General features: G+C 65.8%; 19 protein-coding genes. 3 read left to right on the top strand and 16 right to left on the bottom strand.

Annotated elements, in window-relative coordinates:
* Positions 1–83: 83 nt before the first annotated feature.
* Together G3572_RS05790 and G3572_RS05785 are read right to left on the bottom strand one after the other, a co-directional pair.
* On the bottom strand, positions 84–902 hold the full coding sequence (locus G3572_RS05790; RefSeq protein ID WP_164609675.1) for an SDR family NAD(P)-dependent oxidoreductase: 819 nt from the start codon (positions 900–902) through the stop codon (positions 84–86).
* A complete protein-coding gene (locus G3572_RS05785; protein ID WP_164609674.1) occupies positions 899–2,089 on the bottom strand; it encodes a phosphoglycerate kinase in 1,191 nt (396 codons plus the stop codon). Before G3572_RS05785 ends, G3572_RS05790 begins: the two co-directional genes overlap by 4 nt.
* Positions 2,090–2,229: 140 nt before the next feature.
* Between G3572_RS05785 and G3572_RS05780 the strand changes: the two genes are divergently transcribed.
* The 3 genes from G3572_RS05780 to G3572_RS05770 all read left to right on the top strand — a co-directional run bounded on the left by G3572_RS05780 (position 2,230) and on the right by G3572_RS05770 (position 4,547).
* Positions 2,230–2,739 (top strand): peptidylprolyl isomerase, encoded by a 510-nt coding sequence (locus G3572_RS05780; protein ID WP_164609673.1) that lies wholly within the window; start codon positions 2,230–2,232, stop codon positions 2,737–2,739.
* Complete coding sequence (locus G3572_RS05775) at positions 2,729–3,340, top strand: peptidylprolyl isomerase (RefSeq protein ID WP_164609672.1); 612 nt, start codon at positions 2,729–2,731, stop codon at positions 3,338–3,340. The genes G3572_RS05780 and G3572_RS05775 overlap by 11 nt, the downstream gene beginning before the upstream one ends.
* A gap of 103 nt (positions 3,341–3,443) precedes the next feature.
* Positions 3,444–4,547: a cystathionine gamma-lyase gene (locus G3572_RS05770; protein WP_240335409.1), complete on the top strand. Its 1,104-nt coding sequence runs from the start codon at positions 3,444–3,446 to the stop codon at positions 4,545–4,547.
* Between the two features lie 61 nt (positions 4,548–4,608).
* On the opposite strand, the gene G3572_RS05765 is transcribed toward G3572_RS05770, so the two are convergent.
* From G3572_RS05765 to G3572_RS05700, 14 genes are all read right to left on the bottom strand, one after another.
* Positions 4,609–5,265 carry an SDR family NAD(P)-dependent oxidoreductase gene (locus G3572_RS05765; RefSeq protein ID WP_164609671.1) on the bottom strand — a complete coding sequence of 219 codons (657 nt, stop codon included), beginning with the start codon at positions 5,263–5,265 and terminating at the stop codon, positions 4,609–4,611.
* Between the two features lie 90 nt (positions 5,266–5,355).
* Positions 5,356–6,819 carry an amidophosphoribosyltransferase gene (purF, locus tag G3572_RS05760; protein WP_164609670.1) on the bottom strand — a complete coding sequence of 488 codons (1,464 nt, stop codon included), beginning with the start codon at positions 6,817–6,819 and terminating at the stop codon, positions 5,356–5,358.
* Between the two features lie 131 nt (positions 6,820–6,950).
* Positions 6,951–7,547, bottom strand: coding sequence for a CvpA family protein (locus G3572_RS05755; protein ID WP_164609669.1), 597 nt, complete (start codon positions 7,545–7,547; stop codon positions 6,951–6,953).
* 21 nt (positions 7,548–7,568) lie between these two features.
* Complete coding sequence (gene radA / locus G3572_RS05750; RefSeq protein ID WP_164609668.1) at positions 7,569–8,927, bottom strand: DNA repair protein RadA; 1,359 nt, start codon at positions 8,925–8,927, stop codon at positions 7,569–7,571.
* Between the two features lie 90 nt (positions 8,928–9,017).
* On the bottom strand, positions 9,018–9,419 hold the full coding sequence (locus G3572_RS05745; RefSeq protein WP_164609667.1) for a hypothetical protein: 402 nt from the start codon (positions 9,417–9,419) through the stop codon (positions 9,018–9,020).
* Positions 9,420–9,433: 14 nt separating this feature from the next.
* Positions 9,434–10,180 carry an ABC transporter ATP-binding protein gene (locus tag G3572_RS05740; protein ID WP_164609666.1) on the bottom strand — a complete coding sequence of 249 codons (747 nt, stop codon included), beginning with the start codon at positions 10,178–10,180 and terminating at the stop codon, positions 9,434–9,436.
* A complete protein-coding gene (locus G3572_RS05735; RefSeq protein ID WP_164609665.1) occupies positions 10,177–10,959 on the bottom strand; it encodes an MlaE family ABC transporter permease in 783 nt (260 codons plus the stop codon). Before G3572_RS05735 ends, G3572_RS05740 begins: the two co-directional genes overlap by 4 nt.
* Positions 10,956–12,005 (bottom strand): alanine racemase, encoded by a 1,050-nt coding sequence (gene alr / locus G3572_RS05730; RefSeq protein ID WP_164609664.1) that lies wholly within the window; start codon positions 12,003–12,005, stop codon positions 10,956–10,958. The genes G3572_RS05735 and alr overlap by 4 nt, the downstream gene beginning before the upstream one ends.
* A 222-nt stretch (positions 12,006–12,227) precedes the next feature.
* Positions 12,228–13,724 (bottom strand): replicative DNA helicase, encoded by a 1,497-nt coding sequence (locus G3572_RS05725; protein ID WP_164609663.1) that lies wholly within the window; start codon positions 13,722–13,724, stop codon positions 12,228–12,230.
* A gap of 272 nt (positions 13,725–13,996) precedes the next feature.
* Positions 13,997–14,674 (bottom strand): orotate phosphoribosyltransferase, encoded by a 678-nt coding sequence (locus G3572_RS05720; RefSeq protein WP_164609662.1) that lies wholly within the window; start codon positions 14,672–14,674, stop codon positions 13,997–13,999.
* Positions 14,675–14,784: 110 nt separating this feature from the next.
* Positions 14,785–15,828, bottom strand: a complete 1,044-nt coding sequence (pyrC, locus tag G3572_RS05715; protein ID WP_164609661.1) for a dihydroorotase — start codon at positions 15,826–15,828, stop codon at positions 14,785–14,787.
* Between the two features lie 156 nt (positions 15,829–15,984).
* A complete protein-coding gene (locus tag G3572_RS05710) occupies positions 15,985–16,974 on the bottom strand; it encodes an ABC transporter substrate-binding protein (protein ID WP_164609660.1) in 990 nt (329 codons plus the stop codon).
* 92 nt (positions 16,975–17,066) lie between these two features.
* Positions 17,067–17,912: an ABC transporter permease gene (locus G3572_RS05705; RefSeq protein ID WP_164609659.1), complete on the bottom strand. Its 846-nt coding sequence runs from the start codon at positions 17,910–17,912 to the stop codon at positions 17,067–17,069.
* On the bottom strand, positions 17,909–18,775 hold the full coding sequence (locus tag G3572_RS05700) for an ABC transporter permease (RefSeq protein ID WP_164610011.1): 867 nt from the start codon (positions 18,773–18,775) through the stop codon (positions 17,909–17,911). The genes G3572_RS05705 and G3572_RS05700 overlap by 4 nt, the downstream gene beginning before the upstream one ends.
* Between the last annotated feature and the right edge of the window lie 10 nt (positions 18,776–18,785).

The following is an 18,785-nucleotide window of genomic DNA, read 5'->3' as shown; positions in this document are numbered from 1 at the left end:
GTCGCAGAGGTTGCCTTTGGATAGCCCTATGCCATCGGCCTCGCAATCATGGTGGCGCTAACGGCGCGTGGAAATTCCTGCACTTACCAACGGCGGCGCAAGATTTGGCCGGTCAGCCAGGCCGTTACGCGGCGCGGCATCAAACGGGGCAAAAAGGCAAAGACCTTGGTCATCACGCCCGTCACCACCACGCGGCGGCGCTTCTGCATCGCCGCCCAGCCACTGGCCGCCACCGCCTCGGGTGCGGCCATCGGCAACAGCCGGGTCAAAATGCTCGCCCTTTCGGCATTGTCGGCGGCGAAAAAGCCGGTGGTCGTGGCTCCGGGGCAAAGGGCAGTGACAAAAACCGCATCCTTTGCCGCCTCCTCCGCCACCGCCTCGGACAAGGACAGCAGATAGGCTTTGCTCGCCGCATAAACCGCCATGTTCGGCCCCGGCACAAAACCCGCCGCCGAGGCGACATTAAGGATATGCCCGCCGCCGTTCTGCGCCATATGGGCCAGTGCGCGCTTCATCAAGATGGTGGCGGCGATCACGTTTACCAGCACCGATTCCGATTCCCGCAGCCAGCCCTCCGGGTCCAGAAAGGGGCCGCTGCGCCCCAGACCCGCGGCATTGACCAGAACCGCGATGCGCCCCTGTTTCGCGGCCTCGGTCCAGAGCGCCTCGGCCGCGTCGGGGTCTGACAGGTCGGCGGTGATGCAGACCGTCGCCACATAATGCGCGCGGCGCAGACTGTCGGCATGGGCCTCCAGCCGCTCCGTCCGCCGCCCCGTCAGAATGACATTATAGCCCGCCTTGGCCGCCTCGACGGCCAATGCGCGCCCGATTCCGTCGCTTGCGCCCGTCACCAGCGCCCAGTCTGCCTTGCGGAAGTCTTGCGCGAGTGACGTATCGCTCATGCCATCAGCGCCGCAACACCGGGCAATTCCTTGCCCTCCATCCATTCTAGGAAAGCACCGCCCGCGGTGGAGATGAAGGTGAAATCCTCCGCCGCCCCCGCCTGATTGAGCGCCGAGACGGTATCACCGCCCCCCGCGACCGAAATCAGCTTGCCTTCCCGCGTCAGCGTCGCCGCCGATTTGGCCGCCGCATTGGTGGCCGTATCAAATGGGGTCAGCTCAAACGCGCCCAGCGGGCCATTCCAGATCAGGGTTTCCGACGCCTCGAACACCTTGACGATGGCGGCCACGCTCATCGGCCCCGCATCAAGGATCATCGCATCGGCAGGGCAGGCATTGGCCGCCACGACGTCATGCTCGGCATTCGCCTTGAACTCCCGCGCCACCACCACATCCACCGGCAGGTGAATGGTGCAGCCCGCAGCCTCGGCCTTGCCCAGAATCTCGCGCGCGGTCTCGGCCATGTCACGCTCGGCGAGCGATTTGCCCACCTCGATCCCCTGCGCCACCAGAAAGGTGTTCGCCATGCCGCCGCCGATCACCAGATGATCGACCTTGGTCACCAGATTGCCCAGCAGGTCCAGCTTGGTCGACACCTTGGCCCCGCCGACCACCGCCACCACCGGGCGCTTCGGGCTGCCAAGCGCCGCCTCCAGCGCCTGCAACTCCGCCTCCATCAGACGGCCAGCGGCTGCGGGCAGCAGATGCGCCAGCCCTGCGGTCGAGGCATGGGCGCGGTGCGCGGCGGAAAAGGCATCGTTCACGAACACATCCCCCAGCTTTGCCATCTCGGCGGCAAGGGCAGGGTCGTTCTTTTCCTCGCCCGCATGAAAGCGGGTGTTCTCCAGCAGCACCACATCGCCCGGGGCCGCACCGGCAATCGCCGTCGCCGCAGCGTCGCCGATGCTTTCGGAACAGAACACCACCTTGCGGCCCAGACTGGTTTCCAGCGCGGGCGCGATATGGCCAAGGCTCATCTCGGGCACCACCTTGCCCTTGGGCCGGTCGAAATGCGCAAGCAGCACCACCCGCCCGCCGCGCGCGATGATGTCCTCGACCGTCGGCTTGATCTTGTCGATCCGCGTGGTGTCGGTCACGCGGCCCGCCTCTACCGGCACGTTGATGTCAACGCGGACCAGCACCGTCTTGCCCGCAAGCCCGATGTCGTCGAGTGTTTTCCAGCCCATGACGGACCCTCCTGTCGAAATGCTGCCCCCTGTTTCCGCCGGAATGCCGCGCAGGTCAACCGATCTGCGCGCTGCCCCCTTTCCTTGCTGGCCTCGGGTGTTTAGGTTCCGCGCCAGACAACAGTAAGGAGCCAAGACCGATGGCCGAGATCAAAGACCCCGAAAACACCATCATCCTCACGCTGAAGGACGGCGAAGTGGTGATCGAGCTGCTGCCCGATGTGGCCCCCAAGCACTCGGCCCGGATGAAGGAACTGGCCCGCGCGAAAGCCTATGACAACGTGTGCTTTCACCGCGTGATCAACGGCTTCATGGCGCAGACGGGCGACGTGGCGAACGGCAACATGGAAAACAACTTCAACCTGCGCCGCGCAGGCACGGGCGGGTCCGACCTGCCTGACCTTCCGGCCGAGTTTTCCAAACTGCCGCATGACCGTGGCACCCTTGGCGCGGCCCGCAGCCAGAACCCGAACTCGGCCAACAGCCAGTTCTTCATCAACTTTGCCGACAACCACTTCCTGAACGGCCAATACACCGTCTATGGCCGCGTGATTTCCGGCATGGAACATGTCGACAAGATCACCCGGGGCGAGCCGCCGGCGAACCCGGACCGGATGATCACCGTGCGGGTGGCTGCCGATGTCGCGTGACCGGTTCATTGCAGGCGGGCTCTTCGCCCTTGGTCTGGCCGTCGTGGGCGGCTATGCGGTCAGCCAGTTCGCCAGCCCCGTCATGGCGCAGGCCGAAGACGGCCCCGGCCCGAACCTCGTGATCGAGGTTGCAGGCAGCACCTCGGGCCAGATCGTGATCGACATGCTGCCCGATGTGGCCCCCAAGCATGTCGAGCAGATCACCGCGCTTGCCCGCGAAGGGGCCTATGATGGCGTGGTGTTCCACCGCGTGATCGACGGTTTCATGGCGCAGACCGGTGACGTGGAATTCGGCAAGGCCGGCGGGGACACCCGCCGCGCCGGAATGGGCGGATCAAACCGCCCCGACCTGCCCGCCGAATTCTCCAACATCAGCTTTGACCGCGGTGTGGTCGGCATGGCCCGCAGCCAGAACCCGAACAGCGCCAACAGCCAGTTCTTCATCATGTTCGCCCCCGGCACCTTCCTTGACGGTCAATACACCGTCGTGGGCCGGGTGATCTCGGGCATGGAGGTGGTCGATGCCATCAAGAAAGGCACCGGCGGCAATGGCGAGGTGACGGACCCCGACCAGATGGTCAAGGTCACGGTCAGCGAGTGATGCGGAAAAAGGGGGCCACGCGGCCCCCTTTGTCTTGGTCCGGCCCTTGCCAAGGCTTTGGCTTCGGCAGAATGTCTGCCGTGCGAAATCAAGAGGGTAGCGGATGAATACCGATATGCAGCGCCGTCTGGCAGATGTGCTTCACCACCGCAGCGCGGGGCTGGAAAAGGGCGATCCGGTGTCGCTGCCGCTGACCACGTCGACCAGCTTTCACCTGCCCGATGTGCAGGGCGCGCCCTATATCTATGCGCGCAACGGCACCCCCACATGGGCGGCGGTCGAGGCGCAACTGGCACTTCTGGAAGACGCCGAGGTGGTGGGCTTCCCCTCGGGCATGGGCGCGATCTCGGCGGCGCTTTTTGCCACGTTGAAGGCCGGTCAGCGGGTGGTGCTGCCGTCGGACGGCTATTACGTGACGCGCGTGCTGTCCGAAGGCTTCCTTGCCCCGCTGGGGGTGGATGTGGTCCAGATCCCGACGCTGGATTATGCGACGGCGGATTTTTCCGGCGCGGCGGTCGTCTACATGGAAACCCCGTCCAATCCGGGGCTGGATGTGGTCGATATCGCCGATGTCTGCGCGCGCGCCCATGCGGCGGGGGCGATCGTGATCGTGGACAACACCACGATGACGCCGCTCATGCAGCGCCCGCTGGACCTTGGTGCCGATCTGGTGGTCGCCGCCGATACAAAGGCCCCGGCGGGCCATTCGGACGCGCTGTTCGGCCATGTCGCGGGGCGCAACAGCGCGCAGATGGCGCGCGTGCGCGACTGGCGGCGGCTGTCGGGCGCGGTGCCGGGCAGCATGGAGGCGTGGCTGCTGCACCGGGGGCTGGAAACGCTGGAGGTGCGGCTGGAGCGGATGTGCGCGAGCGCGGCGGTGATCGCCGTGCGGCTTGCGGAGCATGAGGCGGTGCGCGCCCTGCGCTATCCTGGGCTGCCGGATGACCCGGCCCATGCGCTGTCACGGCGGCAGATGCAGGGTTTCGGCTTCCTGATCGGCATGACGCTGGAAAACGCCACCGTGGCCGAACGGTTTCTGGAGCGTTGCCCCTATCTGGTGCGCTCGACCAGCTTTGGCGGCACCCATTCGGCGGGCGAGCGTCGTGCGCGCTGGGGCGATGCGGTGCCGGAGGGCTTTGTCCGGCTGTCGATCGGGGTGGAGCCGGTCGAGGCGCTGTGGGGCGCAATGGCCGAAGCGCTGCGCTGACCCGGTCCCCTCGTCGCTCGGCGCGCGCGAAGGGCGCGCGCCAGCGCTCCTCGTTCCGCGCTCAGATCAGGTCAAGGAGGCGTGCGGCCTCCTCGCGGGGGCTGAAAAGGGCCTCGCGGTCCTCGCCCGGATAGAACCGCGCGCGCACCGCCGTGGGCATCGGCCGCGGGGTTTCGATCAGCACCCGGGGGCCGACGCGCTGCGATTCCGCCTGCCAGTTGCGCGCGAGGGCGATCTGCGCCGACTTGGTGGCCCCGTAGGCTCCGCCAAATTTCTGCCCCGCCACCGGATCGTCAAAGAACATCGCGGTCCCGGCTTTGACACGCAAGAGCGGCTCGACCATGGTGATCAGGAAGGCCGTGGCGCGCAGGTTTGCGGCAATGGATTTGTCGAGGTCCTTCATATCCACCGAAGGCGCGGGCGCGAGGGCCGTGGCACGCACCGCCGTATGCGCCCAGAAATCCAGCCCGCCCCAGCGGTCATGCACCGAGCGGCACAGATGCCGCATCGCGTCTTCGTTCGTCACATCCATCGGCGCGAGTGTCAGGCTGCCCGCACCGGGCAGGCCGGCGGATTTGACGCGGTCGTCCAGATCTTCCAGCCCGCCCACCGTGCGGGCCACCGCCACCACATGCCAGCCGCGCAAAGCCAGCTGTTCGGCCAGGGCAGACCCCAGACCGCGGGAGGCCCCGGTGACGAGGGCGATTTTCTGGGACATGGGCGGCTCCGGTGGCTGAGGGTGGAGCCGGGGGTTTCACACCCCCGGACCCCCGTGGGATATTTGCAGACGGAAAATGGCGCAGGCCGGCTATTCGGCGGCCTTCATCTCGAAGCCCTCGGCAATCTTGTCGGAGGGGACGACGGGGTAATCGCCGGAGAAGCAGGCATCGCAGAACCTCGGGGCGGCAGGATCACGGCCTGCGGCCTCGCCGGCGGCGCGGTAGAGACCGTCGAGCGAGATGAACTTGAGGCTGTCGACGCCGATCCAGTCGCGCATTTCGTCTTCGGTCATGGTGGCGGCGAGCAGTTTCGCGCGTTCCGGCGTGTCGACGCCATAGAAGCAGGGCCAGGCGGTGGGGGGCGAGGCGATGCGGAAGTGCACTTCGGCTGCCCCCGCCTCGAGGATCATGTCCTTGATCTTGCGGCTGGTAGTGCCGCGCACGACCGAATCGTCGACGAGGATCACCCGCTTGCCCTTGATGAGCGCACGGTTGACGTTGAGTTTCAACCGGACGCCCATGTTGCGGATGGACTCGGTGGGCTCGATGAAGGTGCGCCCCATGTACTGGTTGCGGATGATCCCCATCGCATAGGGAATGCCCGATTGCTGCGAATAGCCGATGGCGGCAGGGGTGCCGGAGTCGGGCACCGGGCAGACCAGATCGGCCTCGACCGGGGATTCGATGGCAAGCTCCACGCCGATCTGGCGGCGGGTTTCATAGACCGAGCGGCCGCCGATGATGCTGTCGGGGCGCGAGAAATAGACCTTCTCGAAGATGCAGAAGCGCGAGGGCGCGGGGGCGAAGGGGCGGGTGGAGATCACCTTGTTGCCTTCGATGACCACCATTTCCCCCGGTTCGATCTCACGCACGAAATCGGCGCCGATGATGTCGAGCGCGCAGGTTTCCGACGACAGCGCCCAGCCGGAATCGCCGATGCGGCCGAGGACCAGCGGGCGCACGCCAAGGCTGTCGCGCACGCCGATCAGTTTGGTGCGGGTCATGGCGACCACCGAAAACGCGCCTTCGCAGGCGCGCAGCGCGTCCTTGATGCGTTCGGCAAGCGATTTCTGGATCGAGCGCGCCATGAGATGGATGATGCATTCCGAATCCGACGAGGACTGGAAGATCGAGCCGCGTTCGATCAGTTCGCGGCGCAGGGCGGCGGCATTGGTCAGGTTGCCGTTGTGCGCGATCGCGCAACCGCCCATCGAGAATTCGCCGAAGAAGGGCTGCACGTCGCGGATGGCCGTCGCGCCCTTGGACCCCGCGGTGGAATAGCGCACATGGCCGATGGCGAGTTGCCCCGGCAGCGTGTCCATCACATCGGCCTTGGTGAAATTGTCGCGCACATAGCCGAAGCGGCGTGCCGAGTTGAAACCGTGGTCGGGGTGATAGGCGACGATGCCGCCCGCCTCTTGCCCGCGATGCTGCAGGGCGTGCAGGCCGAGCGCGGTGAAGTTCGCCGCGTCCGAGACCCCGATCACGCCGAAGATCCCGCATTCCTCCTTCAATTTGTCATCATCAAAGGGGTGGGACAGGAAGGGGCGCATCGGGCTGCTCCGTCTAGGACTGATGCGCCACCCTTTACGCCAAGGCGGTGGCGCTGTCACGCCCATTGCAGCAGCAGGGCGCTGTCAATTTGCTGCGATGCGGCGGGCGTAGGGGCCGGCAGGCCGTGGCGTCAGTTTCCGGCAGGGGCGGGCTGGGCGGTGGGGGTGGTCGCAGGCGCGGCACAGACGGCGGTCAGGTCATTGTAGCGCGAGACGATCCAGCCCGGTGCATCGGCGGGAATGTTCTCGTCGATATTGGCCTGAAAGGTGGCGAAGACCTTGGCCGAGCGCGAATTGTCCACCATCGGAACGGTGTTGGCGGCGACCGCGCGGTCATAGACGATGAAGGCCACCGCGACGAGGATCACGCCGCGCGCCACGCCGAACAGAAACCCCAGCGCCTGATCGATGCCGCCAAGGGCCGAGCGCTGGACAAAGGAGGAAAAGAGCGGCGTGAACAGTGCGGCGATGACAAGCCCGATGGCAAAGACCAGCGCGAAGGCCCCGATGATCGACAGCTCGCAGCTGTCGCCCAGAAAATCACCGACGACCGGCAGTTCCTTGATGAGCGGTTGCGCGGCGGGGGCGAAGATGAAGGCGAGCACCGCGGCCCCGATCCAGCCCGCGATGGCCATCGCCTCGCGCACAAGGCCGCGCGAATAGGCAAGGATCGCCGACAGGACGATCACGCCCGCCACGATTCCATCCACCAGAGTAAAGCCTTCCATCATCCGCTCCTTTGTGCCGCGTCAGCCTGCGCCGAACATCTCGCCGACAAAGGCGGTCAGGTCGGGCATCTGGCGCAAACGCATATCCGTTCCGCCCGGGGTTTTCGACCCCGTGGGCAAAGTGGCCTGTTGAAAACCAAGTTTCGAGGCTTCTTTCAACCTGTTTTCCGTCTGACCCACCGGACGCAGCGCACCCGAGAGCGAGATTTCCCCGAAAAGAACCATGTCTGGCGGAATTGCCACATCCTCGCGCGCGGAAAGCAGCGCGGCGGCGACCGCAAGGTCGGCGGCGGGTTCATTCACCCGCAAGCCGCCCGCCACGTTCAGAAACACATCCAGTCCGGTAAAGGGGATGCCGCAGCGCGCTTCAAGCACGGCGAGAATCGTCGAAAGCCGCCCCGAATCAAGCCCCACCACCGTACGCCGCGGCGTGCCGAGCGGAGAGGGGGCGACAAGGGCCTGAATCTCGGTCAGCACGGGGCGCGTGCCTTCGATCCCGGCAAAGACCGCCGATCCGGGGGCAGGGCGGTCGCGGTCTGACAGGAACAGCGCCGAGGGGTTGCTCACCTGTGCCAGCCCGTTCCCCGTCATCTCGAACACGCCGATCTCGTCCGCCGGGCCAAAGCGGTTCTTCACCGCGCGCAGGATGCGGAACTGGTGGCCGCGCTCGCCCTCGAAATAGAGCACGGTGTCGACCATATGCTCCACCACGCGCGGGCCTGCGATCTGGCCCTCTTTCGTCACATGGCCCACCAGCACCACCGCCACGCCGCGCTTCTTGGCAAAGGTCACCAGCTCATGCGCCGCCGCCCGCACCTGAGACACCGAACCGGGGGCGGCCTCTACCGTATCGAGCCACATGGTCTGGATCGAATCGATGATGGCAAGCGCGGGGCGTTCGGCATCCAGCGTGGTCAGGATGTCGCGCAGGTTGGTTTCGGCGCCCAGATGCACGGGGGCTTCCTGCAAACCCAGACGCTGCGCGCGCATCCGCACCTGTGCCGAGGCTTCCTCGCCCGAGATATAGAGGATTTTCAGGCCCATCCGCGCGAAGCTGGCGGCAGCCTGCAACAGCAGCGTCGATTTGCCGATGCCGGGATCGCCGCCGACAAGGATGGCCGAGGCCGGCACGAGACCACCGCCCAGCACCCTGTCCAGCTCGTCGATCCCCGAAGAGGCGCGCGGCGGCGGTGCCTCTTCGGTGGCAAGATCGGTCAGCGCGATGGTGCGGCCCTTGTGCCCCAGCGCCTTTGGTCCGGCCGACAGCGGGGCTTCTTCGATGATGGTGTTCCAGGCGCCGCAACTGTCGCAGCGGCCTTGCCATTTCTTGTGGCGCGCGCCGCAGGCGGTGCAGGTGAAACCGGAAGGGGATTTGCTCATCCCGCTTGCCTAGCGCGGAACCGGTGCGCTCTTCAAGCCTCGCGGTCCATCACCCGCAGCGCGGCAGGGTTGGGCAGGGGCAGGCGGGCGCTACAGCGGCACGTCCCAGCCCATCGCGTCGCGTATCCCCGCCACTCCCGTTGTCAGGATCAGCGCGATCAGGATTGCCAGCACGATGCTGTTGGACAGCAAAAGCAGCGGCTCGTGCCATTTCGCCTGCCGCCCCCATGCCGAGACCAGCCAGAACCAGCCGATCACCGACACCGCCCGACCGGGCAGCACCAGTTCGGCGGCAAGCGGGGCGGGCCAGAACATCCACAACAGGTAAAGCGCCACCCCCGCCATCAGCAGCGGCCCGCGCCGGTCGCCGATCCGCCATGTGCCATAGGCCGACAGCGCAATGGCCAGCGGGGTAAGGATGATCAGGGTCTGAACCAGAGTGCGCCAGATCGAGGGCTGTTCGAAGAGAAACGACAGATCTACCTGAAACATCGGGTCCATCGCGGCTAGCGGATCGGGTTGATCGGGCCTGCCGCGCGGCCGTGGATGAATTGCTGCACATATGGGTCTGCGCAGCCGTCAAGATCGGTCACCGGACCCGTCCACTGGATCATGCCCTGATGCAACATGGCCACCTCATCGGCAATCGCGCGCACCGAACTCATGTCATGGGTGATCGTCATCGCCGTCGCCCCCATTTCCACCACGATCTCGCGGATCAGGTCATTGATGACCCCCGACATGATCGGGTCAAGCCCGGTGGTGGGTTCGTCGAAAAAGATGATCTCGGGCTCGGCGGCAATGGCGCGGGCAAGGCCCACGCGCTTCTGCATGCCGCCTGAAAGCTCTGCCGGATAAAGATCGGCCACCTGCGGGCCAAGCCCCACGCGGCGCAGCTTTTCCAGCGCGATCGCCCGCGCCTCGTCCTTGGGGCGGCGGTTGGCGCCGCGCATCAGCCGGAAGGCCACATTCTCCCAGACGCGCAGCGAATCGAACAGCGCGCCGCCCTGAAACAGCATGCCGAAACGGGCAAGGAAGGCATCCCGCTCGGCGCGGCGCACATCCTGCCCGTCCAGCATGATCGTGCCGCCATCGGGCTCGACCAGACCGAGGATACATTTCAGCAGCACCGATTTGCCGGTGCCGGACCCGCCGATGATGACCATGCTCTTGCCGGTCGGGATCGTCAGATCCACCCCGCGCAACACCGCATTGGCGCCAAAGAATTTGGTGACCTTGCTCAGACTGATCATGAGGTAAAGAACACCTCTGTCAGCATGTAATTGGCCGCGAGGATCAGCACGCTTGCCCCCACCACCGCCGCCTTGGTCGCGCGGCCCACGCCTTGCGCCCCGCGCCCCGAATTCATGCCGTGATAGCAGCCCAAGAGCGCCACGATGAAGCCGAAAGCAGCCCCTTTCACAAGCCCCGATCCCACATCCCAGACTTCCAGAAAGTCGATGGTGTTCTTCAGGTAGGTGACCGAGTTGAACTCCAGCCGCGTGACGCCCACCAGCCAGCCGCCCATGATGCCGATGGCGTCGCCGACACCCACCAGCACCGGCACGGCGAGCGTGGCGGCCAGCACGCGCGGCACCACAAGGTATTTCATCGGATTGGTCGACAGCGTGGTCAGCGCGTCGATCTGCTCGGTCACTTTCATGGTGCCAAGCTCGGCGGCGATGGAACTGGCGACACGCGCCGCCACCATCAATCCGCCCAGAACCGGGCCAAGCTCGCGCACCATGCCGATGGCGACGATCGACGGCACCACCGCCTCGGCATTGAAGCGCGCGCCGCCGGAATAGATCTGCAGCGCCAGCGCGCCGCCGGTGAAAAGCGCGGTCAGACCCACCACCGGCAGGCTGAACCAGCCGATCTGCATCAGCTGCGCCCCGAACTCGCGCCAATAGAAGGGCGGGCGCAAAAGATGGCCCAGCGTCGCAACTGCAAACAGCGCCACGCGCCCGATGGCCGCCAGCGCCGCCAGCGCCGGACGGCCAATCGCGCGCAGACCGGCGGCAGCGCTCACGCGGCCCCCTCCTGATAGCGGCGGGTATAGCGATGGCCCAGCGAGGTGAGGATTTCATAGCCGATGGTGCCGGCAGCATCGGCCAGATCATCCACCGTCTGATGCGGGCCCAGAATGTCCAGACTGCGCGGCACATAGGTCAGATGGCTGATGTCGACGGTGATGAGGTCCATCGACACGCGGCCCACCAGCGGGCAGGGGGTGTCCCCATCCCAGAGCACGGCGGTGTTCGACAGGCCGCGCAGCAGCCCGTCGGCGTAGCCGCCCGAGACGGTGGCAATCATGCTGGGCACCTCTGCCGTCCAGGTGCAGGAATAGCCCACAGCCTCGCCCGGCTGCACGATGCGGGTCTGGATCACCGGCAAGGACAGGCCGACCACGCGGCTCGCCCCTTCATAGGGACGCCCGCCGTAAAGGCCGATGCCGGGGCGTGTCAGGTCGAAGTGGTACTTCGGCCCCAGCAGGATGCCCCCCGTCGCCGCCAGCGAGCGCGGCACGCCGGTGCCATCGGTCATGGCGTGAAAGGTGGCAAGTTGCAGATCATTGAGCGCGTGATCTGGGTCATCGGCGCAGGCCAGATGCGACATGATCAGTTCCGGTCCGGCGTCGAGCACGAAGGGCGCCACCGCCTCCCATTCCGCCTCTTCCATGCCAAGACGGTTCATCCCGGTGTCAAGCTGGATGCCGAAGGGCAGGCCGGGCAGGGATTCGAGGTGGCGGGTGACCTGATCGATGCTGCCCAGCATCGGGGTCAGGTCAAGGTCGTGCACCATCTCGGTGTCGCCCGCCATATGGCCCGACATCACGCAGATCTGCGGCCCCGGCCCCAGCGCCTGCCGCAAGGCCGCGCCTTCCTCGGCGACGGCCACGAAGAACCGCCGCGCCCCCGCCTGCGCCAGCGCGCGCGCCACGCGGGTGATGCCAAGGCCATAGGCATCGGCCTTGACCACCGCCGCCGTCTGCACGCCGGAGGCTGAAGCACGGTCCAAGGCGCGCCAGTTGGCGGCGATGGCATCAAGATCAATGGAGAGGGTCGCTGTTGTCATGGGGGTTTGTTGTCAGATCAGGGGTGAGGGTCAAGGGAAAAACGGGGCTTTGGCAGAAAGGGGGCGGGCCGGGGGGCGGGCTTGGGGGGCATCGAGCCCCCCGCGCCCGCTGCTGCCGCGCGACAGCCGTCCGGCGCGGCGACGGGGACAGCTGGCGGATGCCTCCGGCGGGAGTATTTGGGAAAGCTGCAAGGGGCAGGGCGCCCCCGTGCCGACGGGCGGTCAGTAGTCGGAGCCGTCGCCCTGCCAGGGTCTGGCAAGGTTGCCGAAGCGGGTGAAGCGGCCCTCGAAGCTCAGTTCCACCGAGCCGATGGGGCCGTGGCGCTGCTTGCCGATGATGACTTCGGCCTTGCCATGCACCTGTTCCATCACCTGCTGCCAGGCGGCCATCTTTTCCAGCTCGTGATCGCCCGGCTTTTCGCGTTCCTTGTAGTATTCGTCGCGGTAGACGAACATCACCACATCGGCGTCCTGCTCGATGGAGCCGGATTCGCGCAGGTCTGACAGTTGCGGGCGCTTGTCCTCGCGGCTTTCCACCTGACGCGAGAGCTGCGACAGGGCGATGACGGGGATGTTGAGCTCCTTGGCGATGGCCTTGAGGCCTTGGGTGATTTCCGAGACTTCCTGCACGCGGTTGGCTTCGGAACCCTTGGACGAGCCCTTGAGCAGTTGCAGATAGTCGATCATCAGCACATCAAGCCCGTGGGTGCGCTTGAGGCGGCGGGCGCGGGCAGCGACCTGGCTGATCGGCAGGGCAGGGGTGTCGTCGATGTAGAGCGGGCAGGATTCCAGCTGTTTGGCGGCTTCGACAAAGCGGCGGAACTCCGCCTCGGTCATGTCGCCGCGGCGGATCTGTTCGGAGGGCACCTCGGAGGCTTCGGAGAGGATACGGGCCGCGAGTTGTTCCGCGCTCATCTCGAGGCTGAAGAAGCCGACCACGCCGCCCTCGACCGCGCCTTCATGCCCGTCGGGCTTGCGCCCGCGCTTGTAGGCCTTGGCCACGTTGAAGGCGATGTTGGTGGCCAGCGAGGTCTTGCCCATCGAAGGGCGTCCCGCGAGGATCAGCAGGTCGGATTCGTGCAGCCCGCCCAGCTTCTTGTCGAGATCGGTCAGGCCGGTCGAGATGCCCGCCAGACCGCCTCCACGCTGATAGGCGGCGTTCGCCACGTTGACCGCATCGGTGACCGCCTTGAGGAAGGACTGGAAGCCCCGCTCGGCCACGCCCTGCTCGCCCAGCTTGTAGAGGCGCTGTTCGGCCTCGACGATCTGCTCGCGCGGCTCCGAGGCCATGTCCACCTTGGCGGCCTTGGCGCTGATATCGCGGCCAAGGGCGATGAGTTCGCGGCGCACGGCGAGATCATAGATCATCTGCGCATAATCGCGCGCGGCATAGGCCGAGATCGCGGCCCCCGCGAGGCGGACCAGATAGGCGGGACCGCCCAGTTCTTTCAGACCCTCGTCATCCTCGAAGAAAGGCTTGAGCGTGACCGGGCTGGCGAGCGCGTTCTTCTGGATGCGCGCGGCGGATTTCTCGAAGATGCGCTGGTGCACCGGATCGTAGAAATGTTCCGCCTTCACGGTGCTGGCGATGCGGTCATAGACGTCGTTATTGGTCAGGATCGCGCCCAGAAGCTGCTGTTCGGCTTCGATATTGTGGGGCAGGCTGTCAGCCTCGGCGGCGGCGGGAAGATCGGGCCTGATTTTCGCGACTTCGTTCATCTGCTGCCCCTGACTCCTGCGGTGAAGTTGCGGCTTAGCCCATGCCGGCGTGCCGAGGCAAGCCATGCACAAAGCTGTGGATAAGCCTGTGCAACCCTGGCTCAGCCTGCAAGCCATCGCGGTCTGCGCCGCGCAACCCGCAATATCTTGCGCCACTTGCATCACCCTAGCACGGTGATCTGATTCTCGCGACGGGTTGTCCACAGAGTTTGCACAGGCCTGCCCACAGGCAGGCCGGGCGATCGGCAAAGACTTGCGCAGCTGACGTTGCGTCAGCCCATGCGTGCCTCTTGCCAGGCGCGCGGGGCGCCGAGGAAGGCTTCGACTTCGGCCAGCGTGGCGGCATCAAAGGCGTTTTGCGCCCGCGCCTCGGCCAGCACATCCCACCAAGTGCACAGATGATGCAGCGTGACGCCGTGTTCGGCCAGACGTTCGGTGGTGCCTTCGAAGATGCCGTAATAGAAGATCACCGCCGTATGGGCGCAGGTTGCGCCGGTCTCGCGGATCGCATCGACGAAAGACAGCTTGCTGCCGCCATCGGTGGTCAGATCCTCGACCAGCAGCACCCGCTGGCCCTCGCTCATCGCGCCCTCGATGCGGGCGTTGCGGCCATAGCCCTTGGGCTTCTTGCGCACATAGGTCATCGGCAGCGCCAGCCGCTCGGCCACCAGCGCGGCAAAGGGGATGCCCGCCGTCTCGCCGCCCGCGATGTTGTCAAAGGCCTCGAAACCTGCGTCGCGCATCACCGTCACGGCCATGAAATCCATCAGCATCGAGCGGATGCGCGGATAGGAGATCAGCTTGCGGCAGTCGATATAGGTGGGCGAGGGCAGGCCCGAGGCCAGTGTGAACGGCGTCTCGGCATTGAAATGCACCGCCTTGATCTCCAGCAGCGCGCGGGCGGTCAGGCGGGCGATTTCTTCGCGCGGGGGGAAACTGGTGGGGATCATCGGATCATCCTCTTGATGCGTCGGGCTTGCTGCTTATCCAAATACTCCCGCCGGAGGCTCCCACGGTGGCTGCGGGAGCCTCCGGCGGCGTATTCGAAAAAGGGCGCAAATCAGGCTTCCACGGCCCAGTGGACGGGATAGCCGGGGTTGAAAACAGTGACGGGGCCGGCTTCGGTAAAGATCTTCTCGGGCCAGGTCTGCGGTTTTTCATGCTTGACCAGCCGCATGCGGCCCGCGTTGACCGGAAGGCGGTAGAAAGCGGGGCCGTTCAGGCTGGCAAAGGCTTCCAGCCGGTCCAGCGCGCCCTCTTCCTCGAAGACATGGGCCAGAAGCGGCATCGTGTTGGTCGCGGTGAAACAGCCCGCGCAGCCGCAGGCATGTTCCTTGAGCGCATCGACATGCGGCGCGGAATCGGTGCCGAGGAAAAAGCGGCCCGCGCCCGAGGTGGCGGCGGCGCGCAGGGCAAGGCGGTGCTTTTCCCGCTTGGCCACCGGCAGGCAGTAGTAATGCGGCTTGATCCCGCCCACCAGAATGTGGTTGCGGTTGATGATCAGGTGATGCGTGGTGATCGTCGCGCCCAGCGTCTCGCCCCCCGCGCGGGCGTAATCGACCCCTTCCTGCGTGGTGATATGTTCCATCACCACCCGCAGGCCCGGCAGGCGGCGGCGCAGCGGGTCGAGCACGGTGTCGATGAACACCGCCTCGCGGTCGAAGATATCCACCTCTGCGGTGGTCACCTCGCCATGCACGCAGAGCGGCAGGCCGATCTCGGCCATTTTCTCCAGCACCGGCAGCACCGCTTCGATGTTGCGCACGCCGCCATGCGAATTGGTGGTCGCCCCGGCCGGATAGAGTTTCACCGCCTTGACCAGACCCGAGGCATGGGCGGCGGCCACATCCGCCGCATCGGTGTCTTCGGTCAGATAGAGCGTCATCAAGGGCTCGAAGGTCGCGCCCTCGGGCAGGGCGGCCAGAATGCGGTCGCGGTAGGCGGCAGCTTGCGCTCCGGTGACGACAGGCGGCACCAGATTGGGCATGATGATGGCACGGGCAAAATGGCGCGCTGTTTCGGGCAGCACGCCGTGCAGCATCGCGCCATCGCGCAGGTGCAGGTGCCAGTCATCGGGGCGGATAAGGGTGATTTCCTGGGTCATGTCGCCTCGGTTACCGCAAAGGCAGCGCGGTTTCCAGTGGGCAGATGGCACGGGCCGGCCCCGAAATGTGAAACCGCCGCCCGAGGGAAAGCCAGGGGCGGCGGCAAGGGATGACGCAGCGGCAGGCCGGTGGCCCGGTCTGCCGCCTGCGTGGCGTTACTCCAGTGCCTTGTCGGTCACCATATGCGTCCAGGCCATGCCTTCGGGTGCCTTGGTGATCGCCGGGTTGTCGGGCGAGACGGCGGCGAGCAGGGTGGCAACGGTCTGTTCGTAATCGGCGGGGTCCAGCTTGCCGTCGCCGCCCGCGGTCAGCTTGGCGACCTCGGACATCATGTACTTCTGGTGCTCCAGCCGCTGCGCGCCGGATTCGTCATTCTCGACGACGATCTCGGCAGCCTCGTCGGGGTTTGCCTCGGCGTATTTCCAGCCCTTCATCGAGGCGCGCACGAATTTCGCCATCGTCTCGACAAAGGCCGGATCGGCCAGACGGTCTTCGAGCACGTAGAGCCCGTCTTCCAGCACCGCCACGCCTTCATCCTTGTAAGAGAAGGTCACCAGCTGGTCCTCGCTGATGCCGGCGTCGATCACCTGACCGTATTCGTTGTAGGACATCACCGAGATGCAATCGGCCTGCTTTTGCAGCAGCGCATCCACGTTGAACGCCTGTTTCAGCACGGTGACGCCGCCAGCCGACCCATCGGTGGCCAGACCCAGCTTGGCCATCCAGGCGTAGAACGGGTATTCGTTGCCGAAGAACCAGACGCCCAGCGTGCGCCCCGGAAAATCGGCGGTGGTCGAGACGCCCGAATCCTTCAGGCAGGTGAACTTCAGCCCGCCCTCCTTGAAGGGTTGCGCGATGTTCACCAGCGGCAGGCCGCGTTCGCGTGCGGCAAGAGCCGCAGGCATCCATGTGGTGATGACATCGGCGCCGCCCCCTGCGATCACCTGCTCGGGCGCAATGTCGGGGCCGCCCGGCTTGATGGTGACGTTCAGACCTTCCTCTTCGTAAAAGCCCTTGTCCTTGGCCACATAGTAGCCCGCAAACTGCGCCTGCGTCACCCATTTGAGCTGCAGCGTCACATCCTCGGCGCTGGCCATCCCGGCCGAAAGCGCCAGCATGCTGGCCGCGAACATCGTCTTCTTCATCGTCAGACCTCCGTGTTGTGCCCCTCTTGCGGGGGCGTTGCCGTTGATGGTGTCGCCATTCCTGTCTTGGCGGTTCTTGTTTTTGTTGTTTCCTATTTTCGCTGGCTCGGGTGCCAGAAGGTCACCCGGGATTCGATCAGCGCAATCAGACCATAGAGCGCGGAACCCGCCAAAGCCGCCACTGCAATTGTGGCCCAGACCATGTCGAGCGCCAGTTTTCCCACCTCGGTCGAGATGCGAAAGCCCATGCCGACAATCGGGCTGCCGAAAAATTCGGCAACAATCGCCCCGATCAGCGCCAGAGTGGCCGCGATCTTCAGCCCGTTGAAGAAAAATGGCATCGCCGCGGGCAGGCGCAGCTTTATCAGGCGCTGCACATAGGTGGCCGAATAGGTCGCCATCAGGTCGCGGTGCAGCCGGTCGGTGGCCTGCAATCCGGCAACCATGTTGATCAGCAGCGGGAAGAACACCATCACCACCACCACCGCCGCCTTCGACTGCCAGTCAAAGCCGAACCACATCACCAGCACCGGCGCCAGCCCCACGATGGGCAGGGCAGATACGAAATTGCCCACCGGCAGCAGCCCCTTTTGCAGGAAGGGCGACCGGTCAATCGCAATCGCCGCCACAAAGGCCGCCGTGGCACCGATGGCAAAGCCCGACAGCGCGCCCTTGATCACCGTCTGCACGAAATCGGCCCAGAGGATCGGCAGCGAGGACGCGATCTTCGGCCCGATCACCGAAGGCCCCGGCAGGATGACCGTCGGCACCGCAAAGCCGCGCACCAGCCCTTCCCACAGCACCAGAAGGGTGATCCCGAACAGGCTCGCCACCACCAGCCGCCCCGCACGCGTGCGGCCAAAGCGGCTGGCCGCCAGCCGCACGTTCAACGCCCATGCCGCCAGCCAGAACAGCACCGTCCCCCACAGCCAGATCATGCCGGAACCCCCATGCTCGCCCGTGCCAACCGCTCGACCAACCCCACGATCAGGATCAGCCCTCCCGCCAGAATGGCCGCCGCAAACAGCGCCGCCCACATGATCAGCGGCTCGCCGAATTGCGATCCGATCAGCATCCGCGCGCCAAGCCCCTCGATGGCCCCCGTCGGCAATTCGCCGATGATGGTGCCCACCAGCGCCGCCGCAATCGCAACCTTCAGCGAGGCAAAGAAATAGGGCATCGAGGCCGGCAGGCGCAGCTTGAGGAACGTGTCCGTCTCTGACGCGCCATAGGTCGACAACAGGTCAAGCTGCATCTGGTCGGGGCTGCGCAAGCCCTTGACCATGCTCACCAGCACCGGAAAGAACGACAGGTAGGCCGCGATGATCGCCTTGGGCACCTCGCGGTTGTCGATGCCGATCTGGTTCGACACCGTCAGGATCATCGGTGCCAGCGCCACGATGGGAATGGTCTGGCTGATGATCGCCCAGGGCATCACGCTCATCTCCATCACGCGGAACCGCACGATGGCCATCGCCAGACCCACGCCCAGCACGATGCCAAGCGCAAAGCCCATCAGCGTGCCGCGCAGCGTGACATAACCGTGGTAAACCAAGGACCGCTTCGAGGTGACGGCCTGCGCCGTCACGCCTTTCCACAATTCCGCCGCAACCTGATGCGGCGGCGGCAGCAACGGGCGGCTCTGCGCCATCGTCTGCGGAATCACCTCGGCCAGCGTCACCGTATTGCCCGCCCGCGCGGCCTGATCGTAGACCCAGGTGGCATTCATCCAGACCGAGGCGGCATACCAAAGCACGACGATCGCCGCCAGAACGCTCAGCACCGGCAGGGCCGAAGGCAGCCGAGGCGCG

This window comes from Pseudotabrizicola algicola (genome assembly GCF_010915705.1).
Classification (GTDB): Bacteria; Pseudomonadota; Alphaproteobacteria; order Rhodobacterales; family Rhodobacteraceae; genus Pseudotabrizicola; species Pseudotabrizicola algicola.
Note: the sequence above shows the minus strand (reverse complement) of the source record. Positions and strands in the feature narration are given on the sequence as shown.